The organism is Comamonas sp. Z3 (genome assembly GCF_008121565.1).
In the GTDB taxonomy this organism is placed as follows: Bacteria; Pseudomonadota; Gammaproteobacteria; order Burkholderiales; family Burkholderiaceae_C; genus Comamonas; species Comamonas brasiliensis.
Map to the genome: position 1 here is coordinate 635,238 of NZ_VOQU01000002.1, position 25,643 is coordinate 660,880.

The 25,643-nt window shown below is 61.7% G+C and carries 28 protein-coding genes; 19 read left to right on the top strand and 9 right to left on the bottom strand.

Annotated elements, in window-relative coordinates:
• Positions 1-43: 43 nt before the first annotated feature.
• Positions 44-1,987: a molecular chaperone DnaK gene (gene dnaK / locus FSY59_RS07545; RefSeq protein WP_003057925.1), complete on the bottom strand. Its 1,944-nt coding sequence runs from the start codon at positions 1,985-1,987 to the stop codon at positions 44-46.
• Between the two features lie 123 nt (positions 1,988-2,110).
• Complete coding sequence (gene grpE, locus FSY59_RS07550) at positions 2,111-2,656, bottom strand: nucleotide exchange factor GrpE (protein WP_003057924.1); 546 nt, start codon at positions 2,654-2,656, stop codon at positions 2,111-2,113.
• Between the two features lie 313 nt (positions 2,657-2,969).
• On the opposite strand from grpE, the gene rpsF reads away from it, so the two are divergent.
• The 5 genes from rpsF (at position 2,970) to dnaB (ending at position 5,991) form a co-directional block, all read left to right on the top strand.
• Entirely contained in the window at positions 2,970-3,332 is a 363-nt protein-coding gene (rpsF, locus tag FSY59_RS07555; RefSeq protein WP_003057922.1) for a 30S ribosomal protein S6, read from the top strand.
• A 20-nt stretch (positions 3,333-3,352) separates the two neighbouring features.
• Positions 3,353-3,643: a primosomal replication protein N gene (priB, locus tag FSY59_RS07560; RefSeq protein ID WP_003076580.1), complete on the top strand. Its 291-nt coding sequence runs from the start codon at positions 3,353-3,355 to the stop codon at positions 3,641-3,643.
• An 18-nt stretch (positions 3,644-3,661) separates the two neighbouring features.
• Positions 3,662-3,943, top strand: a complete 282-nt coding sequence (gene rpsR / locus FSY59_RS07565; RefSeq protein ID WP_003057920.1) for a 30S ribosomal protein S18 — start codon at positions 3,662-3,664, stop codon at positions 3,941-3,943.
• An 11-nt stretch (positions 3,944-3,954) separates the two neighbouring features.
• Positions 3,955-4,407, top strand: coding sequence for a 50S ribosomal protein L9 (rplI, locus tag FSY59_RS07570; protein WP_003057918.1), 453 nt, complete (start codon positions 3,955-3,957; stop codon positions 4,405-4,407).
• 150 nt (positions 4,408-4,557) lie between these two features.
• Complete coding sequence (gene dnaB / locus FSY59_RS07575) at positions 4,558-5,991, top strand: replicative DNA helicase (protein ID WP_003057916.1); 1,434 nt, start codon at positions 4,558-4,560, stop codon at positions 5,989-5,991.
• 159 nt (positions 5,992-6,150) lie between these two features.
• On the opposite strand, the gene FSY59_RS07580 is transcribed toward dnaB, so the two are convergent.
• The 4 genes from FSY59_RS07580 to FSY59_RS07595 form a co-directional block, all read right to left on the bottom strand.
• Positions 6,151-6,555, bottom strand: coding sequence for a hypothetical protein (locus FSY59_RS07580; RefSeq protein WP_043371084.1), 405 nt, complete (start codon positions 6,553-6,555; stop codon positions 6,151-6,153).
• On the bottom strand, positions 6,556-8,364 hold the full coding sequence (locus FSY59_RS07585) for a PhoH family protein (RefSeq protein ID WP_148728736.1): 1,809 nt from the start codon (positions 8,362-8,364) through the stop codon (positions 6,556-6,558).
• Positions 8,365-8,585: 221 nt separating this feature from the next.
• Positions 8,586-9,074, bottom strand: a complete 489-nt coding sequence (locus tag FSY59_RS07590) for a peroxiredoxin (protein ID WP_003057908.1) — start codon at positions 9,072-9,074, stop codon at positions 8,586-8,588.
• Positions 9,075-9,213: 139 nt separating this feature from the next.
• Positions 9,214-9,582 (bottom strand): Mth938-like domain-containing protein, encoded by a 369-nt coding sequence (locus FSY59_RS07595; RefSeq protein ID WP_003057904.1) that lies wholly within the window; start codon positions 9,580-9,582, stop codon positions 9,214-9,216.
• Positions 9,583-9,748: 166 nt separating this feature from the next.
• On the opposite strand from FSY59_RS07595, the gene FSY59_RS07600 reads away from it, so the two are divergent.
• The 8 genes from FSY59_RS07600 (at position 9,749) to FSY59_RS07635 (ending at position 17,966) form a co-directional block, all read left to right on the top strand.
• A complete protein-coding gene (locus tag FSY59_RS07600; RefSeq protein WP_003057902.1) occupies positions 9,749-11,038 on the top strand; it encodes a pyridoxal phosphate-dependent aminotransferase in 1,290 nt (429 codons plus the stop codon).
• Positions 11,039-11,105: 67 nt separating this feature from the next.
• Positions 11,106-12,440 (top strand): homoserine dehydrogenase, encoded by a 1,335-nt coding sequence (locus FSY59_RS07605; protein WP_003057897.1) that lies wholly within the window; start codon positions 11,106-11,108, stop codon positions 12,438-12,440.
• 10 nt (positions 12,441-12,450) lie between these two features.
• Positions 12,451-13,728 carry a hypothetical protein gene (locus FSY59_RS07610; protein WP_255439242.1) on the top strand — a complete coding sequence of 426 codons (1,278 nt, stop codon included), beginning with the start codon at positions 12,451-12,453 and terminating at the stop codon, positions 13,726-13,728.
• A 155-nt stretch (positions 13,729-13,883) separates the two neighbouring features.
• Positions 13,884-15,308, top strand: a complete 1,425-nt coding sequence (gene thrC / locus FSY59_RS07615; protein WP_148728737.1) for a threonine synthase — start codon at positions 13,884-13,886, stop codon at positions 15,306-15,308.
• Between the two features lie 128 nt (positions 15,309-15,436).
• Positions 15,437-15,979, top strand: a complete 543-nt coding sequence (mobB, locus tag FSY59_RS07620) for a molybdopterin-guanine dinucleotide biosynthesis protein B (RefSeq protein ID WP_003057887.1) — start codon at positions 15,437-15,439, stop codon at positions 15,977-15,979.
• Between the two features lie 14 nt (positions 15,980-15,993).
• Positions 15,994-17,250 carry a gephyrin-like molybdotransferase Glp gene (gene glp, locus FSY59_RS07625; RefSeq protein ID WP_148728738.1) on the top strand — a complete coding sequence of 419 codons (1,257 nt, stop codon included), beginning with the start codon at positions 15,994-15,996 and terminating at the stop codon, positions 17,248-17,250.
• Between the two features lie 11 nt (positions 17,251-17,261).
• Positions 17,262-17,516: a molybdopterin converting factor subunit 1 gene (gene moaD / locus FSY59_RS07630; protein WP_043376124.1), complete on the top strand. Its 255-nt coding sequence runs from the start codon at positions 17,262-17,264 to the stop codon at positions 17,514-17,516.
• A 96-nt stretch (positions 17,517-17,612) separates the two neighbouring features.
• On the top strand, positions 17,613-17,966 hold the full coding sequence (locus FSY59_RS07635) for a recombinase family protein (RefSeq protein WP_003057881.1): 354 nt from the start codon (positions 17,613-17,615) through the stop codon (positions 17,964-17,966).
• A gap of 106 nt (positions 17,967-18,072) precedes the next feature.
• Here the strand turns inward: FSY59_RS07635 and FSY59_RS07640 are convergent, their stop codons facing one another.
• Positions 18,073-19,266, bottom strand: a complete 1,194-nt coding sequence (locus tag FSY59_RS07640) for an MFS transporter (RefSeq protein WP_003057879.1) — start codon at positions 19,264-19,266, stop codon at positions 18,073-18,075.
• A gap of 89 nt (positions 19,267-19,355) precedes the next feature.
• Between FSY59_RS07640 and FSY59_RS07645 the strand changes: the two genes are divergently transcribed.
• The 3 genes from FSY59_RS07645 (at position 19,356) to FSY59_RS07655 (ending at position 21,034) form a co-directional block, all read left to right on the top strand.
• On the top strand, positions 19,356-19,928 hold the full coding sequence (locus FSY59_RS07645) for a TetR/AcrR family transcriptional regulator (protein ID WP_172671642.1): 573 nt from the start codon (positions 19,356-19,358) through the stop codon (positions 19,926-19,928).
• A gap of 171 nt (positions 19,929-20,099) precedes the next feature.
• Positions 20,100-20,450 (top strand): GIY-YIG nuclease family protein, encoded by a 351-nt coding sequence (locus FSY59_RS07650; RefSeq protein ID WP_003057875.1) that lies wholly within the window; start codon positions 20,100-20,102, stop codon positions 20,448-20,450.
• The gene (locus tag FSY59_RS07655) at positions 20,447-21,034 is read left to right on the top strand and encodes a hypothetical protein (protein WP_148728739.1); all 588 of its coding nucleotides are present in this window, start codon (positions 20,447-20,449) and stop codon (positions 21,032-21,034) included. The genes FSY59_RS07650 and FSY59_RS07655 overlap by 4 nt, the downstream gene beginning before the upstream one ends.
• Before the next feature lie 68 nt (positions 21,035-21,102).
• On the opposite strand, the gene FSY59_RS07660 is transcribed toward FSY59_RS07655, so the two are convergent.
• Both FSY59_RS07660 and FSY59_RS07665 read right to left on the bottom strand, forming a co-directional pair.
• Entirely contained in the window at positions 21,103-21,429 is a 327-nt protein-coding gene (locus tag FSY59_RS07660; protein ID WP_003057871.1) for a hypothetical protein, read from the bottom strand.
• 3 nt (positions 21,430-21,432) lie between these two features.
• Complete coding sequence (locus tag FSY59_RS07665) at positions 21,433-21,687, bottom strand: hypothetical protein (RefSeq protein ID WP_003057869.1); 255 nt, start codon at positions 21,685-21,687, stop codon at positions 21,433-21,435.
• A 53-nt stretch (positions 21,688-21,740) separates the two neighbouring features.
• Between FSY59_RS07665 and FSY59_RS07670 the strand changes: the two genes are divergently transcribed.
• The 3 genes from FSY59_RS07670 to FSY59_RS07680 all read left to right on the top strand — a co-directional run bounded on the left by FSY59_RS07670 (position 21,741) and on the right by FSY59_RS07680 (position 25,610).
• A complete protein-coding gene (locus FSY59_RS07670; protein WP_029158722.1) occupies positions 21,741-22,199 on the top strand; it encodes a molybdenum cofactor biosynthesis protein MoaE in 459 nt (152 codons plus the stop codon).
• A 412-nt stretch (positions 22,200-22,611) separates the two neighbouring features.
• A complete protein-coding gene (clpB, locus tag FSY59_RS07675; protein ID WP_003057865.1) occupies positions 22,612-25,224 on the top strand; it encodes an ATP-dependent chaperone ClpB in 2,613 nt (870 codons plus the stop codon).
• Between the two features lie 29 nt (positions 25,225-25,253).
• Entirely contained in the window at positions 25,254-25,610 is a 357-nt protein-coding gene (locus FSY59_RS07680; RefSeq protein WP_043371096.1) for a hypothetical protein, read from the top strand.
• Positions 25,611-25,643 lie beyond the last annotated feature (33 nt).

Below are 25,643 nucleotides of genomic sequence, written 5' to 3' on the forward strand. Positions count from 1 at the left end.
GGCGGCAAGCGGTCAATGGTTTGAGGCCAGGACCTGCCCGCGCTTAGTCCTTCTTGACTTCCTTGACTTCGGCGTCAACCACGTTGTCGTCAGCGGCAGCCGAGGCGCCGGCACCGGCGGAGGCACCGGCTGCGGCAGCAGCGGCTTGGGCACCGCCAGCGGCCTGTGCGTCGGCGTACATCTTCTCGCCCAGCTTCTGGCTGGCCGTCATCAGGGCCGTGGTCTTGGCGTCGATGGCGTCCTTGTCCTCGCCCTTGAGCGCTTCTTCCAGTTCCTTGACGGCGGCTTCGATGGCGCCCTTTTCGGCGGCATCCAGCTTGTCGCCATGTTCGGCCAGGCTCTTGTTGACGCTGTGAACAGCAGCTTCGCCCTGGTTCTTGGCAGTCACCAGTTCCAGCTTCTTCTTGTCGTCGGCGGCGTTCAGTTCCGCATCCTTGACCATGTTCTGGATTTCTTCTTCCGACAGGCCGGAGTTCGCCTTGATGGTGATCTTGTTTTCCTTGCCGGAAGCCTTGTCCTTGGCCGACACGTTCAGGATGCCGTTGGCGTCGATGTCGAAGGTCACTTCGATCTGGGGCGTGCCACGCGAAGCGGGCGGGATGCCTTCCAGGTTGAACTCGCCCAGCATCTTGTTGGCGCTGGCGATCTCGCGCTCGCCCTGGAACACCTTGATGGTCACGGCAGGCTGGTTGTCTTCAGCCGTGGAGAAGGTCTGCGCGAACTTGGTGGGGATGGTCGTGTTCTTGCTGATCATCTTGGTCATGACGCCGCCCAGGGTCTCGATACCCAGGGACAGGGGAGTCACGTCCAGCAGCAGCACGTCGGAGCGCTCGCCACCCAGCACCTGGCCCTGCACGGCAGCGCCCACGGCCACGGCTTCGTCGGGGTTCACGTCCTTGCGGGGTTCCTTGCCGAAGAATTCCTTGACCTTTTCCTGCACCTTGGGCATGCGGCTCATGCCGCCGACCAGGATCACGTCGTTGATGTCGGAGACCGAGATGCCTGCATCCTTGATGGCGGTGCGGCAAGGCGCGATCGTGCGTTCGATCAGGTCGTCCACCAGCGACTCCAGCTTGGCGCGGGTCAGCTTGATGTTCAGGTGCTTGGGACCTGTGGCATCGGCGGTGATGTAGGGCAGGTTGATGTCGGTCTGTGCGGAGTTCGACAGCTCGATCTTGGCCTTTTCAGCGGCTTCCTTCAGGCGCTGCAGAGCCAGCACGTCCTTGGACAGATCAACGCCTTGTTCCTTCTTGAACTCGTCGATGATGTAGTTGATGATGCGCTGGTCGAAGTCTTCGCCGCCCAGGAAGGTGTCGCCGTTGGTCGACAGCACTTCGAACTGCTTTTCGCCGTCCACGTCGGCGATTTCGATGATGGAGACGTCAAAAGTGCCGCCGCCCAGGTCATACACGGCCACCTTGCGGTCGCCCTTGCCCACCTTGTCCAGGCCGAAGGCCAGGGCAGCAGCGGTAGGTTCGTTGATGATGCGCTTGACTTCCAGGCCGGCGATGCGGCCGGCATCCTTGGTGGCCTGACGCTGGGCGTCGTTGAAGTAGGCGGGCACGGTGATGACGGCCTCGGTCACGGCTTCGCCCAGGAAGTCCTCGGCGGTCTTCTTCATCTTGCGCAGCACTTCGGCGCTGATCTGGGGGGGAGCCAGCTTCTGGTCACGCACTTGTACCCAGGCGTCGCCGTTGTCGGCCTTGACGATCTGGAAGGGCATCAGGTCGATGTCCTTTTGCACCTCGGCTTCGGCGAACTTGCGGCCGATCAGGCGCTTGGCAGCGTAAATGGTGTTCTTGGGGTTGGTGACGGCCTGGCGCTTGGCGGATGCGCCCACCAGGATTTCGCCGTCTTCTTGATAGGCGACGATGGAGGGGGTGGTACGGGCGCCTTCGCTGTTTTCGATCACGCGGGTGTTGTTACCCTCCATGATGGCGACGCAGCTGTTGGTGGTGCCCAGGTCAATACCGATGATTTTTCCCATAATTCTCTCCGTAATCTGTTGAATGTTTGCTTGATTCGTCACTTGTGGGCACTGCGGCCGGCTTCAAGAGCCGCCACTCACAAATTTTTGCCCTGACGGTGGGGTTATTGGTGTCTTTGCAGCTCAGCCCTGGGCCACGGTCACCAGCGCGGGACGCAGGATGCGGTCGGCGATCACATAGCCCTTTTGCAGCACGGCCACCACGGTGTTGGCGGGCTGGTCGGCGGGAACCATGGAGATGGCCTGGTGATGGTGAGGGTCGAACTTCTCGCCCGCAGCCGGGTTGATGGCCTGCACCTTGTTGCGTTCCAGGGCCGAAGTCAGCTGGCGCAGCGTGGCGTCCGAGCCTTCGCGCAGCTGCTCGGGCGTGGCGTTTTGGATGGCCAGGGCAGCATCCAGGCTGTCGATCACGGGCAGCAGGCTTTCGGCAAAGCTCTCGATGCCGAACTTGCGGGCCTTGGTCACTTCTTCTTCGGCGCGGCGGCGCATGTTCTCGGCGTCGGCCTTGGCACGCAGGTATTGATCGGCCAGTTCGGCGCTCTTGGCCTTGAGTTCTTCCAGCTCGGCCTGCAGACGACCCAGTTCGTCCGACGCATTGGCTGCCAGGGCCGCTTCCAGCTCCTCGGGGCTGGCGTCGTTGATGGTGTTGGGGTTGTGGTTCTCGGTCATAGTCGGTGAAGGTTTCTCAAAACTTAAGACAATCTGTCTTCCAGATGCGCTCCGGCTGGTCTATTTCAAGACCTGTGCCGCCCGATAAGGGCGAAGGGCGCAGCGGCTGAAGTGAGCCTGCAGGATTTGCGGAGCATTCTAGGAGAGTAAGTGCTTGTGATTTCAGGACCTCTCGCCTTGATTGACCGATGGTAATCGCAGGTTTATAGGCCCCCGAGTGTACAGATAGTCCGCCACTCGGCTAGAATCTCACGTTTTGCCTTGCCGCACCGCTACAGACGCAGTGGGCGGCGTTTACCCAAAAGGAGTCGTTATGCGTCATTACGAAATCATTTTGTTGATCCATCCGGATCAAAGCGAACAAGTTCCCGCGATGCTGGAGCGCTACAAGGGCATGATTGCTGCTGGTGGCGGCAAGGTGCACCGCGAAGAAGATTGGGGCCGTCGTCAGCTGGCCTACATGATCAACAAGCTCGCCAAGGCCCACTACCTGTGCCTGAACATCGAAGCCGACCAGGCTGTGATGGCTGAACTGGAACACGCCTTCAAGTTCAATGATGCCGTGCTGCGTCACCTGACTGTGCAGAAGAAGAAGGCTGATACAGCTGCTTCCGCCATGATGAAGAGCGTTGAGCGCGAAGAAGCCCGCAAGGCCAACCAGGCTGAGCACGCTTAATAGCATCAGACACTGAAGGAGTGGAAAACCGCGTTGTATTGACGGGCCTTCTCGCAGAGCAAGCTGCTTTGCGCTACACGCCCGCCGGATTGCCTGCCCTGGATTTGCGAATTGAACACAGTTCGCAGCAACAAGAGCTGGGCAGTGCGCGCAACGTGAATGCATCTGTCAAGGCTGTTGCCTTTGGCGCCCTGGCTGAAAAGCTGGCCCGCCAAGCACCCGGTAGCCAATGGACCTTTCAAGGTTTTCTGGCCACGCCGCGCAATAGCAAGATGCTGGTTTTACACATTCAGGATATTCAACAAAATTAATTTTCAAGAGGTCCAGCAATGGCCACGTTCAAGAAATTCAACAAGGACAAGCGTCCTAAGCGCAACACCCAGTCGCTGCTGTTCAAGCGCAAGCGTTTCTGCCGCTTCACAGTCGCCGGCGTCGAAGAAATCGACTACAAGGATGTCGACACCCTGCGTGACTTCATCGCCGAAAACGGCAAGATTGTGCCCGCACGCCTGACCGGCACGCGCGCCATCTATCAGCGTCAGCTGAACACAGCCATCAAGCGCGCTCGCTTCCTGGCTATGCTGCCCTACTCTGACCAGCACAAGATCTAAGGAGCACGACAATGCAAATCATTCTGCTCGAAAAGGTTGTGAACCTGGGTAACCTGGGCGATATCGTCAAGGTCAAGGACGGTTACGCTCGTAACTTCCTGATCCCCTCCGGCGCTGCACGTCGTGCAACAGCTGCTGCCAAGGCTGAATTCGAAGCCAAGCGCGCTGAGCTGGAAAAGGCTGCTGCCGAGAAGCTGGCTGCCGCTCAAGAACTGAGCGAAAAGCTGAACGGCGCCAACGTGAAGATCACTCAGAAGGCCGGCGTTGACGGTCGTCTGTTCGGCTCCATCACCAACGCCGACATCGCTGAAGAACTGGTCAAGGCCGGTTTTGCAGTGAACAAGTCGCAAGTGCGCATGCCCAACGGCCCCATCAAGACCGTTGGCGACGCCACTGTGGTGGTGGCTCTGCACACCGACGTGGCTGCAGAAGTGGCTGTCTCCGTGTACGGCGACCACTCCTAATTCAGGCTCTGTTCTGAATTGGCAAAAAGCCGCCTTCGGGCGGTTTTTTGTTTTCCGGTAATTGTTTGTCTCGCCGGCGTTTTTCTCGTCGCCCGCCGTGACGTTGCCACCGCCTCCCGCTACGATGGAGGACTTGTCTCTAGGAGTCTCATGTCGTCAGTAATGCCCCCGCTTGATCTGCAAGATGATGCATTCGCCCCGGTTCCGCCTGCAGACCAGCAGGTGGCGCAACTGCGTGTGCCGCCGCACTCCATGGAGTCGGAATCTTCGGTGCTCGGTGGTCTGCTGCTGGACAACAATGCCTGGGAGCGCGTGGGCGACCTGCTGAGCGACGGCGACTTCTATCGGCACGAGCACAAGCTGATCTTCGAAGCCATAGGCAAGCTGATCAATGCCAGCAAGCCGGCCGACGTGATCACGGTCTACGAGCATCTGCAGGGCATGGGCAAGGCCGAGGAAGTCGGCGGCCTGATGTACCTGAACCAGTTGGCGCAATATGTGCCCAGTGCCAGCAATATCCGCCGCTATGCGGAAATCGTGCGTGAGCGCGCCATCTTGCGCAAGCTGGTCACGGCCAGCGACGACATCGCGACCAATGCCTTCAATCCTCAGGGCAAGACCGTGGAGCGCATCCTCGACGAGGCCGAGCAGAAGATCATGGCGATCGGCGAGGAGGGCGCTCGCAACAAGCAGGGCTTCCAGTCGCTGGATACGTTGGTGGTGGATCTGCTGGACCGGGTCCAGGAGATGGCCGACAACCCCATGGATGTGACCGGCGTCCCCACGGGCTTTGTCGATCTGGATCGCATGACCTCGGGTCTGCAGGCCGGCGACATGGTGGTGCTGGCGGCGCGTCCCTCCATGGGCAAGACCTCGTTTGCCGTGAATATTGCCGAGCATGTGGCACTCAACGAGGGTTTGCCGGTCGCCATCTTCTCCATGGAAATGGGCGCGGCCCAGCTGGCGGTTCGTATCGTCGGCTCCATCGGCCGCGTCAACCAGGGCAATCTGCGTACCGGCAAGCTCAGCGACGACGAGTGGCCGCGTCTGACCGAGGCCATCGAGCGCCTGCGCACGGTGTCGCTGCATATCGACGAAACTCCAGGCCTGTCCCCGACCGAGCTGCGTGCCAATGCACGTCGTCTGGCGCGCCAGTGCGGAAAGCTGGGCCTGATCGTGGTCGACTACCTGCAGCTGATGAGCGGCTCTGGATCGGCCGCCAGTTCCGACAATCGCGCGACCGAGCTGGGCGAGATCTCGCGGGGCTTGAAGATGCTGGCCAAGGAGCTGCAATGCCCGGTGATTGCGCTGTCCCAGCTCAACCGCTCGGTGGAGCAGCGTACCGACAAGCGCCCCATGATGTCCGACCTGCGTGAATCAGGCGCCATCGAGCAGGACGCGGACATCATCATGTTCATCTACCGCGACGACTACTACAACAAAGAGAGCAAGGAGCCCAATATTGCCGAGGTCATCATCGGTAAGCAGCGTAACGGGCCGACGGGGACGGTGAAGCTCTTCTTCCAGAAGAACCAGACGCGTTTCGAGAATCTGGCACAAGGCTACGGCACGGATGAATACTAAAAAGCATAGCTTCCAGCGCCTGTGGTTTATGGATTTCAGAACTCTATGAGTATGAAATCTATGAATAACGGGTGCTAGCAGCTATCAAATTGAATGTGGACATAAGAAAAGCCCGCAAGGCACAGGCCTTGCGGGCTTTGTTTTTGAGTGGCTGCGGCGCTAGCGGCTGAACAGGTAGATGCCAAGACCGATCATGCACAGTCCCAGCACGCCACAGGCCCAGGCCAGGCGCTGTGCGCCTATGCGCAGCGCCCCCACGGTCGCGACGATCTGGGCATTTTGCTGGGCCAGCTTCTCGATGATCTCCAGCGACTGGCGCTGCGACTGCTCCAGCTGGGCGATGCGCTCTTCCTGCCGCTGGATCAGCAGCAGCGCCTGCTCGCCGGCGGAAGCCGGTGGCGAAATGCGCTGCCTGGCGCCGTCCGCGCTGGCATCCTGCTCGCGCGCTTCGGCCTGGGCCTCTTTCTTCTTGAGCATGCCCTGGGCAGCCTTCACCACCTGGGGCGTGGCCTTGATGACCTCGCCCCAGGGCACGAGCTTGAGCGCCGCGATCCAGCTGGTCACTTACAGCACCTCGCTGGCGAAGTCCGCCAGGCGCGAGCGTTCGCCGCGCGCCAGGGTGATGTGGCCGCTGTGGGGCCAGCCCTTGAAGCGGTCCACCACATAGGTCAGGCCCGAGCTGCCTTCGGTCAGGTAGGGGGTGTCGATCTGGGCCAGATTGCCCATGCAGATGATCTTGGTGCCGGGGCCGGCACGGGTGATCAGGGTCTTCATCTGCTTGGGCGTCAGATTCTGGGCCTCGTCGATGATGACGTATTTGTTCAGGAAGGTGCGACCGCGCATGAAGTTCATGCTCTTGATCTTGATGCGGCTGCGGATCAGTTCATTGGTGGCGGCGCGCCCCCATTCGCCGGCATTGCCGCCGTCGCCCTTGGCCAGGAACTCCAGGTTGTCGTCCAGGGCACCCATCCAGGGACCCATTTTTTCCTCTTCGGTGCCGGGCAGGAAGCCGATATCCTCGCCCACGCTCACCGTGGCGCGCGTCATGATGATCTCGGTATAGCGGCGCTCGTCCAGCACCTGGGCCAGGCCGGCGGCCAGGGCCAGCAGGGTCTTGCCGGTGCCTGCCGTACCGGTCAGCGTGACAAAGTCGACTTCGGGGTTGACCAGCAGGTTCATCGCGAAGTTCTGCTCGCGATTGCGTGTGGAGACGCCCCAGACGGCATTCTTCGGATTGCCGAAGTCGCGCAGCGTCTTGAGCACGGCCGTCTTGTCGCGGATCTCGGTCACGCGCATGTAGAGGCTGGGCTCGCCCGGTGCCTCGTAGTAGACGAACTGGTTGATCATCAGCTGGTCGACGATGACGCCGCTGACGCGGTAGTAGGTGATGGCGCCTTCCTGCCAGCTCTCCACATTCTTGCCGGCCTTGGTCCAGAAGTCGTGCGGCAGGGCCAGGGCGCCCGAATACAGCAGATCGCCGTCTTCCAGCACCTTGTCGTTCTGGTAGTCCTCGGCAGCCAGGCCCAGTGCGCGCGCCTTGACGCGCATATTGATGTCCTTGGACACCAGCACCACTTCGCGGTCCTTGTGCTGCTCGCGCAAGGCCGCGACCACGCCCAGAATCTGGTTGTCGGCCTTGCCCTGGGGCAAGCTCTCGGGCAGGGATGCATCCAGGGGATTGGTCTGGAAGTACAGCGTGCCGGTGGCGCTGCGCTGGCCCGTGGCATTGAGCGGCAGGCCTTTTTCGAGGCCATCTGCGGGCTGGGAGGCAACCAGGGAGTCCAGCGTGCGGCTGACCTGGCGGCCGTTGCGCGCCACTTCGGTCATGCCCTTCTTGTGGTTGTCCAGCTCTTCCAGCACGACCATGGGCAGGAAGATGTCGTGTTCCTCGAAGCGGAACAGGCTGCTGGGGTCGTGCAGCAGCACATTGGTGTCCAGCACGAACAGTGTGGTCGGGCCGGTGCGCGTATTGCGGGCGCGGCGGGCGGGCTTGGCAGCCGCGTCGGCGGGTTTGGCGGGTGCTGCGGCAGCTGGCCCTGTCTTTGCGGTGGCAGCCGAAGCTGCGGCAGCCGAAGCTGCGCCAGCCGAAGCTGCGCCAGTCGAAGCTGCGGCAGTGGGTGTTGCAGCAGCAGTCGTTGTGGCGGTCTTGCGCGGCTTGGTGGTTGCAGTGGTCGAGGCGGCGGGCTTGCTGTTGCTGCGGCGCGGCCTGGTGGCTGCGGGAGCGGTCTCTGGAGCTGCGCTCAGGGCTGCTCCGGTGGAGGGGTTCAGATCCTCGTCAAGCTCTGCAGTCTGCCTGGCAGACTTGCGGATGGACGAAAAGGCTTCTGCGGGGAGCTTTGCGGCGCGGTGGCCGGGTGCGGGGGGCAGGGGCATAGTGGACGAACCGTTCTCAACAAGATTCAAAAAGCACAAAGCCGCCTGGAAACCGAGGCGGCTTTGGTGGGGTGAACAGAGAATACTGCGTAGCACTGAGGCATGCCCCATTATGCATAGGCTGCGAGGGCCTGAACGCAGTATTTCCTGTTTTGCCTTGTTTAAAGACTTTGAAATACTTTGCGTGTAGATAATTGCAAGGTTTTCAGTCCCGGCGGGGATCAGGCCACCTTCTTGTCCTGAGTCTTCAGGCTTTTGACGGCCTTGAGCACTTCGTCCACGTGGCCGGGAACCTTCAGGCCGCGCCATTCCTGCATCAGGATGCCGTCGGCGCCGATCAGGAAGGTGGAGCGCTCGATGCCCTTGACCTTCTTGCCGTACATGATCTTGTTCTTGACCACGCCAAACATGTGGCACATCTTCTCTTCAGTGTCGGCAATCAGCTCGAACGGCAGTTCCAGCTTTTCCTTGAAGTCGTTGTGCGAGTTCATGTTGTCGCGCGACACGCCGAACACGGTGGCGCCAGCCTTCACGAAATCCTTGTACTTATCGCGGAATTGCATTGCTTCCGTGGTACAACCCGGCGTGTTGTCCTTGGGGTAGAAATACAGGATCAGAATCTGGCCGTTGTGCGAGGTGTTGGACACCTTGACGCCTCCGGTGGCGTTGGCTTCAAATTCTGGGAGTGGTTTGTTGACAACGATCGCCATGCGCTTGTATCTCTCGGGTGTGTTCGTTGAAATGCCGAGGGCGTCGGTGGTATTTTTGTTTTTATCAATCGATCGCCCCCAACCGCAACCTGCGATTTTACCCTGAAATACGTATTTCTCTCAATGTAAGCTCAGAAGTCTATGCTAGCAGCAGGGCTGCGACCACGTTGCGGCCTTCGCTGGCCAGAACGTTATAGGTGCGGCAGGCCGATGCGGTGTCCATGCTCTCCAGGCCAATGCGTTTGGCGATCAGCGGCTTGAGCCAGGCCACAGGCGGAAAACGGTTCTTGCTGCCGCTGCCGAAGAGCACGACTTCCGCATCCAGCTTGGCAAGTTCCTCGAAATGCTCGGCCGTCAGGTCTTCGAAGCGGGTGCAGTTCCACTCGGTCAGCAGGCCGCGGGCTCCGACCAGCAGACTGGTTTCATGGTTTTGCTTGTCAACGGCGATCCAGCCCGGGCCATAGCCGGTGATGGTTTGCGCATCGGATTTGTCTGCATGAAATTTCATGATGGAGAGTGTGCGTAATCGGCGCGCTGGATGGGTGCGATGGCTGCTGTCTCCATACAGAGAGGGTGGGGACATTGCTGCAGCGCGGAACTGTGCTTAAATTATAGGTTTCACCATGGCATTTAATACGCCCTGGCGTGCCTGAAATCCTTTTGTATTGATTCGCATGAAAACCGTTCAAAAATCCGCCAAATTAGCAAACGTCTGTTACGACATCCGCGGGCCGATCATGGACGCGGCGAAGAAGATGGAGGACGACGGCCAGAAGATCATCAAGCTCAACATCGGCAATCTGGCCGTGTTCGGCTTCGATGCTCCCGAGGAAGTGCAGCAGGACATGATCCGCAACCTGCCCAACTCGGCAGGCTACTCCGACAGCAAGGGCATCTTCGCGGCGCGCAAGGCCGTGATGCACGAAACCCAGCGTCAGGGCATCAAGGGCGTGACACTGGACGATATCTATCTGGGCAACGGTGCTTCGGAGCTGATCAGCCTGGCCACCAACGCGCTGCTGGACAACGGCGACGAGATGCTGCTGCCTGCGCCCGACTATCCGCTGTGGACGGCTGCCACCAGCCTGTCCGGCGGCACGCCCGTGCATTACATGTGCGATGAGTCCAATGGCTGGATGCCCAATATGGACGACATCCGCGCCAAGATCACGCCGCGCACCAAGGGCATCGTCGTCATCAACCCCAACAACCCCACGGGTGCGCTTTACTCCAGGGAGCTGCTGCTGCAGATCGTGGAGCTGGCGCGCGAGCATGGCCTGGTCATCTTTGCGGACGAGGTCTACGACAAGGTGCTGTACGAGGATGCCAAGCACACGCCGCTGGGCAGCCTGTCCATCGATGTGCTGACCATCACCTTCAATTCCCTCTCCAAGGCCTATCGCTCGTGCGGCTACCGTGCCGGATGGATGGTGATCTCGGGCGACAAAAAGCCCGCCAAGGATTACATCGAGGGCCTGAACATGCTCTCCAATATGCGCCTGTGCGCCAATGTGCCCGGCCAATGGGCGGTGCAGACGGCACTGGGCGGTCATCAGAGCATCGATGCTCTGGTGCAGGAGGGCGGTCGCCTGCGCGTGCAGCGCGATCTGGCCTGGGAGCTGATCAACGCCATTCCCGGCGTGAGCTGCGTCAAGCCTCAGGGCGCGCTGTACATGTTCCCGCGCCTGGATCCCGCCGTCTATCCGATCCAGGACGACCAGGAGTTCTTCCTCGAAGTGCTGCAGGAAACCAAGGTCATGCTGGTGCAGGGCACGGGTTTCAACTGGCCCGAGCCTGACCACTTCCGCATCGTGTTCCTGCCGCATGAGGCAGATCTGCGCGAGGCCATCAACCGGCTGGCAGCCTTCCTCGAGAAGTACCGCAAGCGCCATGGCACGGACAAGCCCAAGGCAGTGCCGGCAGAAAAGGCACTCAAGCCTGCCAAGGCTGAGAAAGCCGCGTAACTTATCTTTTTGATAGCTGGTGGCGCTTGATTTTCAAGCGCTCAGCGCTTTTTTGACCTTAGAACTTATGAAACCCATCCAAGTAGGCCTGTTGGGCATTGGCACCGTAGGCAGCGGTACTTTCAATGTGCTGGAACGCAATCAAGACGAGATTCGCCGTCGTGCGGGTCGCGGCATTGAAATTACCATGGTCGCCGACTTGGATACCGAACGCGCCAGGAGCGTGGTGGGTGACAAGGTCAAGGTGGTCGGCGACGCGCGTGAAGTCATCGCCAACCCCGATATCGATGTGGTGGTCGAGCTGATCGGCGGCTACGGCATTGCCAAGGCCCTGGTGCTGGAAGCCATCGCGGCCGGCAAGCATGTGGTGACCGCCAACAAGGCCCTGCTGGCCGTGCACGGCACGGAAATCTTCAAGGCTGCGGCCGAGAAGGGTGTGATGGTGGCCTATGAAGCCGCCGTGGCCGGTGGCATTCCCATCATCAAGGCCCTGCGTGAAGGCCTGACCGCCAACTCCATCCAGTGGGTGGCCGGCATCATCAACGGCACGACCAACTTCATCCTGTCCGAAATGCGCGACAAGGGCCTGGACTTCGACGTGGTGCTCAAGGAAGCACAGCGTCTGGGCTACGCCGAAGCCGACCCCACCTTCGACATCGAGGGTGTGGACGCTGCCCACAAGGCCACGCTGATGAGCGCGATTGCCTTCGGCATTCCCGTGCAGTTCGACAAGGCCTATGTGGAAGGCATCACCAAGCTGGCCGGCGTCGATATCCGTTACGCCGAGCAACTGGGCTACCGCATCAAGCTGCTGGGCATCACCAAGCGCACGGACAAGGGCATTGAGCTGCGCGTGCACCCCTCGCTGGTGCCTTCCAAGCGTTTGATCGCCAATGTGGAAGGCGCGATGAACGCCGTGGTGGTGAACGGCGATGCCGTGGGCACCACGCTGTACTACGGCAAGGGCGCCGGCTCCGAGCCCACCGCCTCCGCCGTGGTGGCTGACCTGGTGGATATCGCCCGCATGGACGGATCCGATCCTGCCCACCGCGTGCCTGCGCTGGCCTTCCAGAGCAGCAGCCTGGCTGCCGCCGGCAGCGAGCTGCCCGTGCTGCCCATGGCCGAGGTCGTGACCAGCTACTACCTGCGCATCCGCGTGGCTGACGAAGCCGGAGTGCTGGCCAAGATCACCGGCCTGCTGGCGGGCGCCGGCATCAGCATCGATGCGGTGCTGCAGCGCGAGGCCGACGAAGTGGGCGGCGAAGGCTCGACCCAGACCGACCTGATCATTCTCACGCACGACACGCGCGAAGGGGATATGGACAAGGCGCTGGCCGAAATCCAGGGTCTGCCCACGGTGCTGGCTCCCATCACCCGCATCCGCAAGGAAGAGCTGAACTAAGGACTTGAGCATGTACCGTCGCACTCAAAGCGGTTTATTCCCTGTTCAGTGCGGTGTCGGTATTGCAAACTCCTTCAAAGGCTGGCGCCCTGTGGCGCCAGCCTTTTTGCTTTTGGTGGCAGCGGGTGCGCAAGCGGCGCCCGTCGATGTCTATCGTGGCACGCTGGGCGGCTCGGCGGTGGTGATGGAGCTGGGCAAGCCGGGTGACGATGGTGAACGCCAGGGGCGCTATTTCTATCTGCGGCATGGAGTGGATATTCCGCTGCGGGGCGCGCTGAATGCGCTGTCTGAGGCGCGTCCTTTGAATAACGACTGGGCGCGTGAAAGCGGCGGCGAGCCTCCCGTGTTGACCGACTCCCAACAGCGCCGCATCGTTTGGCAGCTGCGCCAGCAAGGCAATGCTTTGGCAGGTGAATGGGTGGATGATATTCATGGCAAAAAACTGCCGCTAGCCCTTACCCATATTGCGCAGTACGACCCTGAAAAGATAGCGCCATTCGGTGTGGAGGCCGTGACGTTGGCGATTGTGCAAGGTGCGGACAGCGGTATTGCATCGGGCGTTGCCATCTCGGCGCAGGCCACGCCCTACGACTATCTGAAAGTGGCCGAGCAAAAGCTGGAGCAGGGCAAGGAAGTGGTGCTCAGCCCCATGCTGGCCTGGAGGCCGGTGCGCGACGCGCGTACCCAGTTCTGGTATCCGCGCCTCACGCGCCATCCGGATGCCAAAATTCTGGCGCAGACCAATACCGTTCTGGAGCAGCGCCACTGGGGCATGAGTCTGGAGGCGCTGGCCTGTGTGGGCTCGATCTACCAGAACGCTGGCCCGGCGGCAGGCTCACTGGGGGACTTCAATAACGAGTCGATCAAGGTGACGTACCTCTCAAGCGCCTTGATGAGTGTGGTGGAGTCCGGTTCAACCGGTTGCGGCGGCGCGCACCCCAACAATCATTACGACCCCTTTGTGCTGGATTTGCTGCGGGGCGGCTATATGGACTTCACCCGCCTGCTCAAGGACGTGAAATATGGCGAGTACAAGCTGGAATACGGTGATCGGCTGTCACGTTTTCTGAGCAAGGCAGTGAGCCGGTATTCCGAGGATGACAAGGAGTGCACCGAGCTCCTGCCTCAGTACATGGCGCTGATGTTCGACAAGCCCGACAAGATGAGTTTTGTGATTTCAGGCATAGGCCATGCCATGGGAGTGTGCCTGGGCAGCGGCGTCAGTGTCCCGTTCAAGGAACTGAAGCCCTATGTCAAGCCGGGGGCGCAGCGCTATTTCCAACCCTGAGTCCCCGTCAGCGCGATATGAGGCAATGGCGTTGGCCGGTCTCTGCATTCGCGCGCAGTCACATCGGGCTTGCTGACCGATAATGACTAGCTTGGCGGCACGACTTCTGTCCGTTTGGCTGCTGGTTCCGAATTTTAGTTTTTGGCGAGTTTGAGATGCTGTATCTGTCCACCCGCGGCCATGCTGACCGCAAGCGTTTTTGCGACATTTTGCTCGAAGGTCTGGCTCCCGATGGCGGCCTGTACCTGCCCGTCGAGTATCCCCGGATCGACGATGCCAAGCTGAGCCAGCTGCGCGAGACGCTGGCCACCAAGGGCTATGCGGCCCTGGCCTTCGAGATTCTGTCGCTCTACATTGACGACATTCCGGCCGAAGATCTTCGCGCCCTGTGTGCCAAGACCTATACCAAGGAAGTCTTTGGCAGCGACGCCATCGTGCCCGTGCGCCAGCTTGACGGCGTGCTGCACATCGAAGCCCTGTCCAACGGCCCCACGCTGGCCTTCAAGGACATGGCCATGCAGCTGCTGGGCAATCTGTTCGAGTACGAACTGGCCCGCCGCAACGAGGAGCTGAATATCCTGGGTGCCACCAGCGGGGACACCGGCAGCGCGGCCGAGTACGCCATGCGCGGCAAGAAGGGCGTGCGCGTCTTCATGACCAGCCCCCACGGCCGCATGAGCCCCTTCCAGCAGGCGCAGATGTTCAGCCTGCAGGACGAGAACATTCACAACATCGCCATCGAAGGTGTGTTCGACGACTGCCAGGACATCGTCAAGGCCGTCTCCAACGACCACGCCTTCAAGGCCCAGTACAAGATCGGTACGGTCAACTCCATCAACTGGGCACGTCTGCTGGCCCAGGTGGTCTACTACTTTGCCGGCTATCTGCAGGCCACCCGCTCCAATGACCAGATGGTCAGCTTCACCGTGCCTTCCGGCAACTTCGGCAATATCTGCGCAGGCCATGTGGCGCGCCAGATGGGCCTGCCGATCGCCAAGCTGGTGGTGGCCACCAACGAAAACGATGTGCTGGACGAGTTCTTCCGCACCGGCGTCTACCAAGTGCGAGGCTCGGCCAATACCTACGAGACATCGAGCCCCTCGATGGACATCTCCAAGGCCAGCAATTTCGAGCGCTTTGTGTTCGACCTGGTGGGCCGCGACGGCGTGCGCACCCGGCAGCTGTTCGCCGAAGGCGTGGCCAAGGCGGGCAAGTTCGATCTGAGCACAGATCCCGCCTTCAAGGATGCGGCTGGCAAGTATGGTTTTGTGAGCGGCAAGAGCACCCATGCCGACCGTCTGGCCACCATCAAGGACACTTTCGAGCGCTTTGGTCAGATGATCGACACCCATACCGCCGACGGCGTGAAGGTGGCGCGCGAGCATCTGGGTGCCGAGCCCATGCTGGTGCTGGAAACCGCTCTGCCCATCAAGTTTGCGGCAACGATCGAAGAAGCATTGGGCCGCCAGCCCGACCGTCCCGCCAAGTTCAACGGCATCGAAGACCTGCCCAAGCGTGTGGTCGTCATGGCCTCCGACATGGACCAGGTCAAGGCCTTTATTGCCGAAAACTGCAAATAAAGCCTTGCGGCGTTAAGCTTGAAAAGCACCTGTGGCTTGGCGACAGGTGCTTTTTTCTTTGAATAAAATAGTCGCTATTCGCTTATTCATCAAGCGTTAGTAGCTATCAAAATTATATTGAAATCAAGATGAAGGTCATAGGCTTTGCCGGATATTCGGGCGCGGGCAAGACGGCCCTGGTCGAGGCGCTGGTGATGCTGATGAGGCAGCGCGGGCTGCGGGTCTCGGTCATCAAGCATGCCCACCATGACTTTGATGTGGATCGCGAAGGCAAGGACAGCTGGCGCCACCGCAAGGCAGGAGCCTACGAGGTGCTCCTCGCGTCCGACAGGCGCATGGCGCTGATGCGCGAATACGAGCAGCCTGCGCAGCCCAGCGTGCACGACATGCTGGCGCAGCTGGACCCCAGCGTGGATTGGGTGCTGGTCGAAGGCTTCAAGCACGGCGAGCTGCCCAAGATCGAGGTCTGGCGGTTGCAGCAGGACAGGCTGGACAAGGGCAAGAGCCTGGAGCCGCTGTTTGCGCACGACCCTCGGGTGCTGGCCGTGGCCACCGATGCAGCCCGGGATCTGCCGCAAACGCCGGTCCAGCCCGTGCTGGACCTGAACCAGCCCCAGCTTGTGCTGCAATGGCTGCTTGCACATTCGGATTCTCTGCAATACAAGAACTAAGGAAAGACACAGCAATGCAAGCACCACAGACGCCCCGCAAGCCGCTCAAGCCTCTGGATGAAGCCCTGCAGGAGCTGCTGGCCCATGCCCGGCCCCAGGCCGGCGCACAGCTGGTGGACACCTTTGATGCCGATGGCCGCGTGCTGCTGCAGGCAGCCGTCTCGCCGCTGCAGGTGCCGCCTCAGGATAACTCGGCCATGGACGGCTATGCAGTGCGCGCCGCTGAATGCGCGGGCGGCATGGCGGTGCTGCCGGTGTCGCAGCGCATTCCCGCCGGCACCTCGCCTGAGGCCCTGGCTGCAGGCTCCGTCGCCCGCATCTTCACGGGCGCGCCCGTGCCGGCCGGGGCCGATGCCATCGTCATGCAGGAAGACTGCGAGCTGCTCGAAGACGGCCGCGTGCGCATCAAGGCCGAGCCCCTTGCCGGGCAGTGGATTCGCCGCGCGGGCGAGGACATCACGCAGGGAGCGACCGTGATCGAGGCCGGCACCCGCCTCACGCCTGCCCACCTGGGTCTGGCCGCCAGCATGGGCTTTGCCCGCCTGCAGGTGGCACGCAAGCCGCGTGTGGCCTTGTTCTCCACCGGCGATGAACTGGTCATGCCCGGCACCGTCGCTCCGCAGGACATGCCGGCGGGCAGCATCTACAACAGCAACCGCTTCTTCTTGCGTGCATTGCTGTTGCGCATGGGCTGCGAGGTGACGGATCTGGGCATTGTTCCCGACGACCGCGAGGCCACTATTGCCGCACTGGCCGATGCCGCCATGGACCACGATGTGATCGTCACCAGCGGCGGCGTCTCCGTGGGCGAGGAAGACCATATCAAGCCTGCCGTGCAGGAGCTGGGGCAGCTGGATCTCTGGCAGATCAGCATCAAGCCTGGCAAGCCTTTTGCCTATGGCCGCGTCAATCGCGAGTCCGGCACGGGCTTTGCGCATTTCATCGGGCTGCCTGGCAACCCGGTCTCCAGTTTTGTCACCTTCCAGGTGCTGGTGCGCCCCTTCCTGCTGCGTCTGCAGGGCGTGGAGAACGTGCTGCCGCGAGCCATAGAGGCGCGCGCCGATTTCGAGTGGCCAAAGGGCGACAAGCGCAGAGAGTTTCTGCGGGTGCGCTACAACGAGCGTGGGGGGCTGGAGTTGTTCAGAAACCAGAGCTCGGGGGTGCTGACTTCCACGGCCTGGGGCGATGGCGTGGTGGACAATCCCGCAGGCACCACGATTGCCATGGGAGACAGCGTGCGCTTTATCCCGTTTGCCGAACTCATGGGCTGATGGAGTTGGAGATGAAGACCGTTACGATTCGATATTTCGCCTCGATTCGGGAGGCCCTGGGCACAGGCAGCGAAAGCCTGCAGACTCCGGCAGCCACCGTGGGAGCGTTGCGCGAGCAACTGATGAGCCGCGGCGATGCGGCTGCTCAGGCGCTGGCTGCTGGCAAGGCTGTGCGCATGGCGCTGAACCAGGATATCTGTGATGCCGATGCCGTGCTCAGCAATGGCGACGAAGTGGCGTTCTTCCCGCCTGTGACGGGCGGCTGATGAGCCTTGCCGCCTGTTGCCTCAGACACCGCTGCTGTGCTGCTCCCGCCATGGTTGCGGGGTCAGCCCCTGAGTCATATATCCATCTCTAATCACATGACCGAAACCGCCGACCCGTCCACGCCGGAAGTCAATCCCGAGATCAGCGCCCGCACCCGCAAGGCGTTGGCCCAAGCGCGTGAGCGCGGTGTCAAGCTTGGCACGGCCGGTGCGGCCAATATCCGCGCCACGGTGGAAAAGCGCAAATCGGCGGCCGATGCCTTTGCCAGACAGCATGAAGCGCTGTTTGCCGCTTTGCAGGAACAAGGACTGACCCACCGCGCCATGGCGGCCGAACTCAATGCACGGGGCATTGCGGCGGCCAAGGGCGGCGAGTGGACCCATGGTCAGGTGCAGCGCATTCTGAACCGCTATGCGGACTGGAAGGCCGCCGAGTCGGCCCCGGCCTGAGGCCGTCAGGCCGATCCCGAGCCGTGCTGCGTCTGCTGCAGGGCTTTTTTGATGGGACAGCAGAGAGGCTGTCAGGCCACGCGGCGCGCAGGCGGCAGCTCGGGGTTCAGGTGGCCTGCCGCACGACTGCTTGCTGCCTTGTGGCTGCCAGTGCCAGCAAGCCCAGCACAATCAGCATCAGGCCATAGCCATAGGTGGTGGGCACCAGCCCCAGGCTCTGGGTCAGCAGTCCTGCGGCGATGGCGGGCAGGCTGAAGGCCAGATAGCTCAGCACATAGATGGTGGACAGCAGGCCGCCGCGTTCGTGCGGCTCGGCCAGCGGCAGCACGCTGCGCAGCGCGCCCTGAAAGCCCACGCCAAAGCCCGCGCCGGCAATGATGGAGGCGGCCACCATCAGCGTCAGGCTGTGGCTGGCCACGCCCAGCAGCAGTATCACGATGCCCAGGGGCAGCACCGAGCCGCCAAAGCGCAGCATGCGCTGGGCTGTCCAGTGGCGCAGCAGCCAGATGGCCGCAGCGGCGCTCAGGGTGTTGATGCACACGGCCAGGCCTGCCATCAGGGTGGAGCCGGTGATCACGCGCAGCAGGGTGGGGCCTAGCGACAGGTAGAAGCCCGCCAGCGCCCAGGCGGCGATATCCAGCGGCGCCATGCGCAGGAAGGCCGGGCGGATATGTGCGGGAAGGCGGATGCGAGGACGCATGGAGGCCAGGGCTCCGCTGCGGCGGCTGACGGTTTCAGGCATCACGGCGATGGCCCAGGCCGATGCCGCAAAGACCAGCAGCAGCCACCAGTAGATCTGGTGCAGCCCGTCATGGCCGTGGCTGGCCAGCTGGTTGGCGCCGAACACTCCTGCTGCCATGCCGATCATGGGAGCCAGCGTGTTGATCAGCGCACCGCGTTCGCGGTCCATATCGAGCAGGGCCGCGCCCAGGGCCGCACTGGCCATGCCGGTGGCAAAGCCCTGCACCACGCGAGACCAGAGCAGGGCTTGCGCATCCTGTGCATGGGCAAACATCAGCATGGAAACTGCCTCCAGCCCCAGGGCGGCAAGAATGACGGGGCGTCGGCCCAGGTAATCGGACAGTGCGCCCATGGTGAGCAGGGCGACGAGCAGGCTGAAGGCGTAGACCGCGAAGATCAGGGTCAGCATGCCCGACGAAAAGCCCCAGGCCTGCTGGTAGAGGCGATACAAGGGCGTGGGAGCGCTGGAGGCCGCCAGAAAGCTGGCCAGGGTCAGGGCGACAGCAGCCATATTGCGGGTGCTGGACACCGCAGTCTGGGATACAGAGGATGTGGACATGGAAAAGCAGGCTCCGCTACCATAAAAGCAAATTTTTTGCGTTTGCGTATTCTGCGTTAACTTCTCATTAACGCAAATATTTAGCTTTAATGACCATGATTGCAAAAGACCCGGTCCAATCCCGGCCTGGCGGGCGCAGCTCCCGTGTACAGGCCAGCGTGCATCAGGCGGTGAGGAAACTGCTGGAGCGCATGCCGCGCGAGGAGCTGACCTTCCCCCTGATAGCCACCGAAGCCGGCGTCACGCCTTCCACGCTGTACCGCCGCTGGGGCGATCTGCCGCAACTGCTGGCCGATGTGGCGCTGGAGCGCATCCGTCCCATTGCCGAGCCGGCGGACACGGGCAGCCTGCATGGCGATCTGCAGGCCTGGACCGAGCAATACATCGAGGAAATGGGCTCGCCTCTGGGGCGTACCTTGCTGCGCGATACCTTGGTGGCGACCCAGGAAGATCAGGTGACCTGCGCCTGCGTGGACATCATCCGGGAGCAGCTCGGCATTGTGCTGAGCAGGGCCCGGGCGCGCGGCGATTCGGGTCCCGATGTGGACACCTTGCTGGATCAACTGGTGGCACCCATCGTCTATCGCATTCTCTATGGTCTGCAGCCCGATGTGGCTTTCGGGCGCAAGCTGGTCGAGCAGCTGACACCTGCGCAGATCTGAGGCGCTTGCACTAGAATCGCAGCTCACAGGCGCAAAAGGGGCGCCTGCCCGCACAAGAGGCTCTCACCCTTGCTTTAGGCAGCGTGTTCACGCTCGATTCGATGTTCTGTCAGACCATGGTTGTTCCAAGGGCCCAGCGCGGGGGGCTCCGATGCAACCTGGAGCACTGTCATGACTTCATCTCTCCATCCCCAGGCGCGGCGCGCGCTGACGCGGGACTACAAACAGGCGTTTCCCGCCATGGGTGTCTACGCGGTGCGCTGCGATGCCGCCGATTTGTTGCGCCTGGGTGCCAGCCGCAATGTGGACGCAATACTCAACCGCCTGCGGTTCGAGCTGAGCAATGGCTCCCGGCGCGATGCGGCACTGGCCCAGGCCTGGGCCCGCCATGGCGCACAGGCATTCCGTTTCGAGGTACTGGACCGCATCAAGGAACGCGACGACCCCTTGTTCGACTATGACGCCGAACTTCAGGCCCTGCTGTCTCTGTGGCAGCAAGAGCTGCAAGGGGTGCAGTCATGAGCAGCGAAACCGTGAATGCCATGAGCTCAGGCCAGGCGCTGCCCGCTGGTGCTGCAGCGATTGATCCACCGGGTCCGGCCATGGGGGCAAGTTCTGCTGCGGAACGCCTGTCGCCGCAGGTCCTGATCGGCGAGATCAAGGTGCGTGCCCGCGTCCGCTTGAGCCGTGCGCGTCGCGAGGGGGCTGCAGGCTCGACCAGCTTGCGCGACCACTTGCATCAGGCTGCGCGCGAGGCCGGCTTTGCCGGCTGGGAGCAGGCGCGTCGGGTGCTGGGAGCGCTGGCGGCACCGGGAGATGACATGGGCAGCTTCTGGCATGTGCCGCGTAGCGGCATTCTTCTGCACATCTGGTTCAGCGAGTACGCACAGGCGCGCAGCGTGCTCGCACAGCAGGTGGATGGTTTTTTGCTGCCTTATCGGCGCCAGTGCTTCATCGTGCAAGCACCGTTCATCGAGGCCTTGGGTCTGAACCCAGCCGACCCGGCCTGGGCCGTCATCGGGCGCGATCTGGTCGCCGCCTATGGAACGCCTGCCTGGCGGTCCTTGGCCTGGCAGCGTCTGCATGCGCCTGCCGGAGCCTTCTGATCTAGCTCCGGCGTTTGAAGCGAAAAATGCTGGTCTTAAAGCGCTGAAAACCGCTTCTGTCCGGGCTTTCAGGTCGGTTCTGCAGGAGTGGGGAACTGCGGTGCACGCCATTCCAGCAGCTCGGCCAGGCGCTGCACGATCCAGCCCGCTTCAGGCTCCGTGACGACCGAGCCCTCCGCGGCCAGGCCCGCATGCATGCCCAGCAGTACCTGCTCTTCCGAGGAATTGCCCGAGTGATAAAGCGTCTGTGCCTGCTCGGTCAGATGGCTTGCCAGGTCTTCGCACAGCTCATAGCGTGCGACGACCTCGGCAATTGGGGCGGACAGCTTGCCGCTGCGAGTGCGAAACAGCTCGGCAAAGCTGGGCGGCGGCTGAATCTGGCTGGTGTCGTCCATGGCTTAGCTTGGCTCGAACAGGCGCTCGAAACGCTCGATGTCCACGGCCAGCTCGCAGGTGATGAGCTGGCCCGATTTGTTGTCGCGCTTGCGGTGGGCGGCAAACAGCGTGGCCTTGCCCTTGAAGTTGTAGTCGGGCAGATGGATCAGCTCGTAGGGATAGGGCACAAAGAGCTGGAACTCGAAAATCATCCGGTGCTCGTTGCGCGGAGAGGGGTACAGCGTGTACTCCGGCAGATTGATGGTTTGTGTGGCCATGGCGCAATGCTAATGCGCCGGACATGCCCATGCTGGCCTGCGACAATGCGGCTATGACTGCATCACGCGTATCCATTCAGATCCAGGACTTTGACCTCTCGGCCGAGATCGCCGCCTTGCGCGGCGGCGATGCACGCGTGGGCGCGGTCTGCAGCTTTGTCGGCACGGTACGCGACCGCAACGAGGGCGATGCCGTCTCCAGCATGGAACTCGAGCATTACCCCGGCATGACCGAGAAGTCGATCGAAGCCATCATCGATAAGGCCGTGGCGCGCTTTGGCATCTATGGCGCGCGCGTGATTCACCGTATCGGCCTGCTGCAGCCCATGGACCAGATCGTGCTGGTGGCCGTGACCAGCGCCCACCGCGGCAAATCCTTCGAGGCCTGCGAATACATCATGGACTATCTGAAGTCCGAAGCGCCGTTCTGGAAGAAAGAGCAGACCGGGCAGGGAGCTCGCTGGGTGGATGCGCGTGTCAGCGACGAACAGGCGCTGGCACGGTGGCAATAAGAACGGCCGCCTGAGCGTTGGCCGATATCGGAGCCCCGTCGGCGGGGGGGGGGCTGGTGGCACCCGGTCGTGTGCAGCGGCGCATGTTCTTGGAACTCTATGAATAAAAGTGCTGCCAACACTTATGTATCAAGCGCAAGTAGCTATGGTTTTTGGTGGTTTCCGTGCTGGCAAGCCCGGAGTGGTGTGCAGCCGCAATGGGGCGCATTGTGGGTTTGGGCCTACATGCGATGAGACTGTGAGGCGCCATGCTCGGGTCTGGCCTCGGGCGTAGAGCGCGTTTGATTTTTCTCAAGAAGCAAGCTCTCTGCTGCCTTCTGCGCCGCTTTATTGCCCTTTCCGGTCTTGAAATTCACCACCTGGCTATCAGATAAATCAGCAATGAATCTGATTGGAGCGAAAGCGACAAACCATGCGAATTGACAAACTGACGACCAAATTCCAAGAAGCCTTGGCCGACGCGCAGTCCCTGGCGCTCGGTGCTGATCAATCCACCATCGACCCTCTGCACCTGCTGGTGGCGATGCTGCGCCAGGACGACGGCCCGCGTGCGCTGCTGCAGCGTGCCGGCGGCAATGTGCAGCAACTCAAGAACCTGGCAGAACAGGCCATGGCTGATCTGCCGCGCGTGCAGCAGCAAGGCGATGTGCAGGTCGGCTCCGAGCTGGCCCGTCTGCTTCAGGCCTCGGAGAAGGAAGCCCTCAAGCGCGGTGACCAGTTCATCGCCAGCGAGTTGTTCCTGCTGGCGCTGGCCGATGCCGCAGGCTCGGCCACGCGTGCCGGTGCCTTGCTCAAGCAAAGCGGCGTGAGCAAGTCCAGCCTGGAAGCGGCCATCAATGCCGTGCGAGGAGGTCAGAACGTGGACAGTGCGGAAGCCGAAGGCCAGCGCGAAGCGCTCAAGAAATACACGCTGGACCTGACCGAGCGTGCCCGCAGCGGCAAGCTGGACCCGGTGATTGGCCGCGACGATGAAATCCGCCGCGCCATCCAGGTACTGCAGCGCCGAAGCAAGAACAACCCCGTGCTCATCGGCGAGCCCGGCGTGGGCAAGACTGCCATTGTCGAAGGCCTGGCCCAGCGCATCGTGGCCGGCGAGGTGCCCGAGAGCCTGCAGAACAAGCGCGTGCTGTCGCTGGACATGGCCGGTCTGCTGGCCGGTGCCAAGTACCGCGGCGACTTCGAGGAGCGCCTCAAATCCGTGCTCAAGGAAATCGCACAGGACGAAGGCCGCATCATTCTTTTCATCGACGAAATCCACACCATGGTGGGCGCCGGCAAGGCCGATGGCGCCATGGACGCCGGCAATATGCTCAAGCCCGCACTGGCGCGCGGCGAGCTGCATTGCGTGGGTGCGACCACGCTCGATGAATACCGCAAATACATCGAAAAGGATGCAGCGCTGGAGCGACGCTTCCAGAAGGTCATCGTGGACGAGCCTTCGGTGGAGGACACGATTGCCATTCTGCGCGGCCTGCAGGTGAAGTACGAGGCGCATCACAACGTCGATATCACCGACCCCGCCATCGTTGCCGCTGCGGAGCTGAGCCATCGCTACATCACCGACCGATTTCTGCCTGACAAGGCCATCGACCTGATCGACGAGGCTGCGGCCAAGATCAAGATCGAGATGGACTCCAAGCCCGAGGTGATGGACAAGCTCGAGCGCCGCATGATTCAGCTCAAGATCGAGCGTGAAGCCATGAAGCGCGAAAAGGATGAGGCTTCGCAAAAGCGTCTGCAGCTGATCGAGGAAGAGCTGGAGAGCCTGGAGCGCGAGTACGCCGACCTCGAGGAAATCTGGAAGGCCGAGAAAGCCAGCGCTCTGGGCTCGGAGCAGATCCGCAAGGAAGTGGACCAGTTGCGCATCCAGATCGAGGAGTTCAAGCGCAAGGGCGATTTCAACAAGGTGGCCGAGCTACAGTACGGCAAGCTGCCCGCACTCGAAAAGCAGTTGCATGAAGCCCAGGCCAAGGAAGAAGGCCAGGATGGCGCGACGGCCAACAAGCTGCTGCGTACCCAGGTCGGAGCCGAAGAGATCGCCGAGGTGGTGAGCCGTGCCACGGGCATCCCCGTGGCCAAGATGATGCAGGGCGAAAAGGACAAGCTGCTGCACATGGAAGACAAGCTGCACGAGCGTGTGGTGGGCCAGGAGGAGGCGATCTCTGCCGTGGCCAATGCCATCCGCCGCTCGCGCTCCGGCCTGTCCGATCCCAACCGTCCCACCGGCTCCTTCCTGTTCCTGGGCCCCACGGGCGTGGGCAAGACCGAACTGTGCAAGGCGCTGGCAGGATTCCTGTTCGACAGCGAGGACCATCTGGTGCGCATTGACATGAGTGAGTTCATGGAAAAGCACTCTGTGGCACGCTTGATCGGTGCGCCTCCCGGCTATGTGGGTTACGAAGAGGGCGGCTACCTGACGGAAGCCGTGCGTCGCAAGCCCTACAGCGTGCTGCTGCTGGACGAGGTGGAGAAAGCCCACCCCGATGTCTTCAATGTGTTGCTGCAGGTTCTGGACGATGGTCGCCTGACCGACGGTCAGGGGCGCACGGTGGATTTCAAGAACACTGTGATCGTGATGACCAGCAATATCGGCTCGCATCTGATACAGGCCATGGTTGGCGAGGATGCGGATGATGTGAAGGAAGCGGTCTGGGGGGAACTTAAAAACCATTTCCGACCCGAATTCTTGAACCGTATCGATGAAACCGTGGTCTTCCATGCACTGGATGCCAAGAACATCGAGGCGATTGCCAGAATTCAGCTGAAGTTGCTGGAAAGCCGTCTGCAGAAGATGGAACTGAGCATGCAGGTGTCCGAGCAGGCCCTGGCCGAGCTGGCCAAGGTGGGCTTCGATCCCGTGTTCGGTGCCCGTCCTCTCAAGCGAGCCATCCAGCAGCGTATTGAAAACCCGCTGTCCAAGTTGTTACTCGAGGGAAAGTTCCCGCCCAAGAGTACGATAGCTGTGACAGTCGACCCGGTGAATGATCCCGGGGTGTTCCGGTTCGAGTCCGCAGGCACTGCCTGAGGTCTCGAACCCTAGAAAGAGGTATTGCTTTGAACGATTTCGCCGCCACTGCAACCCGTTGGGCCGTCCGCATCATGCTGATGCTGGTGGGCCTGGTGTTCTTCCTGTGCCTGATGGCCGTGGCCTGCCTCATCGCCCTGGCATGGGGCGTGCGCGCCCTGTGGGCCAGACTCACGGGCCAGCCCGTGGTGCCCATGAGCATGGGTGCCATGAGTCCTTTTGCCGGTTGGCAGACGGTGTACCGCTCGGGAGCCGAGTGGATGGCGCAATCGTCGGGCAATGCCGATGCCAAGAAGGATGCGCGTGAAACCCGCGGGCGTCGCGGCGTTCTGCCCGGTACTGGCGATGTGACCGATGTGCAGCCGCGTGAGGTGCACGAGTCGTAATGACAAGCCCTTGCGCAGGCTTCATACTTTGGA

Coding starts and splice junctions, on each gene's coding strand:
- FSY59_RS07600 (WP_003057902.1), top strand. CDS start 9,749: ATGAAAACCGTTCAAAAATCCGCCAAATTAGCAAACGTCTGTTACGAC.
- FSY59_RS07650 (WP_003057875.1), top strand. CDS start 20,100: ATGACTTCATCTCTCCATCCCCAGGCGCGGCGCGCGCTGACGCGGGAC.
- thrC (WP_148728737.1), top strand. CDS start 13,884: ATGCTGTATCTGTCCACCCGCGGCCATGCTGACCGCAAGCGTTTTTGC.
- FSY59_RS07645 (WP_172671642.1), top strand. CDS start 19,356: ATGACCATGATTGCAAAAGACCCGGTCCAATCCCGGCCTGGCGGGCGC.
- FSY59_RS07670 (WP_029158722.1), top strand. CDS start 21,741: ATGACTGCATCACGCGTATCCATTCAGATCCAGGACTTTGACCTCTCG.
- FSY59_RS07640 (WP_003057879.1), bottom strand. CDS start 19,266: ATGTCCACATCCTCTGTATCCCAGACTGCGGTGTCCAGCACCCGCAAT.
- rpsF (WP_003057922.1), top strand. CDS start 2,970: ATGCGTCATTACGAAATCATTTTGTTGATCCATCCGGATCAAAGCGAA.
- glp (WP_148728738.1), top strand. CDS start 15,994: ATGCAAGCACCACAGACGCCCCGCAAGCCGCTCAAGCCTCTGGATGAA.
- rpsR (WP_003057920.1), top strand. CDS start 3,662: ATGGCCACGTTCAAGAAATTCAACAAGGACAAGCGTCCTAAGCGCAAC.
- FSY59_RS07660 (WP_003057871.1), bottom strand. CDS start 21,429: ATGGACGACACCAGCCAGATTCAGCCGCCGCCCAGCTTTGCCGAGCTG.
- FSY59_RS07610 (WP_255439242.1), top strand. CDS start 12,451: ATGTACCGTCGCACTCAAAGCGGTTTATTCCCTGTTCAGTGCGGTGTC.
- moaD (WP_043376124.1), top strand. CDS start 17,262: ATGAAGACCGTTACGATTCGATATTTCGCCTCGATTCGGGAGGCCCTG.
- FSY59_RS07590 (WP_003057908.1), bottom strand. CDS start 9,074: ATGGCGATCGTTGTCAACAAACCACTCCCAGAATTTGAAGCCAACGCC.
- FSY59_RS07635 (WP_003057881.1), top strand. CDS start 17,613: ATGACCGAAACCGCCGACCCGTCCACGCCGGAAGTCAATCCCGAGATC.
- dnaK (WP_003057925.1), bottom strand. CDS start 1,987: ATGGGAAAAATCATCGGTATTGACCTGGGCACCACCAACAGCTGCGTC.
- dnaB (WP_003057916.1), top strand. CDS start 4,558: ATGTCGTCAGTAATGCCCCCGCTTGATCTGCAAGATGATGCATTCGCC.
- rplI (WP_003057918.1), top strand. CDS start 3,955: ATGCAAATCATTCTGCTCGAAAAGGTTGTGAACCTGGGTAACCTGGGC.
- mobB (WP_003057887.1), top strand. CDS start 15,437: ATGAAGGTCATAGGCTTTGCCGGATATTCGGGCGCGGGCAAGACGGCC.
- clpB (WP_003057865.1), top strand. CDS start 22,612: ATGCGAATTGACAAACTGACGACCAAATTCCAAGAAGCCTTGGCCGAC.
- FSY59_RS07585 (WP_148728736.1), bottom strand. CDS start 8,364: ATGCCCCTGCCCCCCGCACCCGGCCACCGCGCCGCAAAGCTCCCCGCA.
- grpE (WP_003057924.1), bottom strand. CDS start 2,656: ATGACCGAGAACCACAACCCCAACACCATCAACGACGCCAGCCCCGAG.
- FSY59_RS07595 (WP_003057904.1), bottom strand. CDS start 9,582: ATGAAATTTCATGCAGACAAATCCGATGCGCAAACCATCACCGGCTAT.
- FSY59_RS07605 (WP_003057897.1), top strand. CDS start 11,106: ATGAAACCCATCCAAGTAGGCCTGTTGGGCATTGGCACCGTAGGCAGC.
- FSY59_RS07655 (WP_148728739.1), top strand. CDS start 20,447: ATGAGCAGCGAAACCGTGAATGCCATGAGCTCAGGCCAGGCGCTGCCC.
- FSY59_RS07665 (WP_003057869.1), bottom strand. CDS start 21,687: ATGGCCACACAAACCATCAATCTGCCGGAGTACACGCTGTACCCCTCT.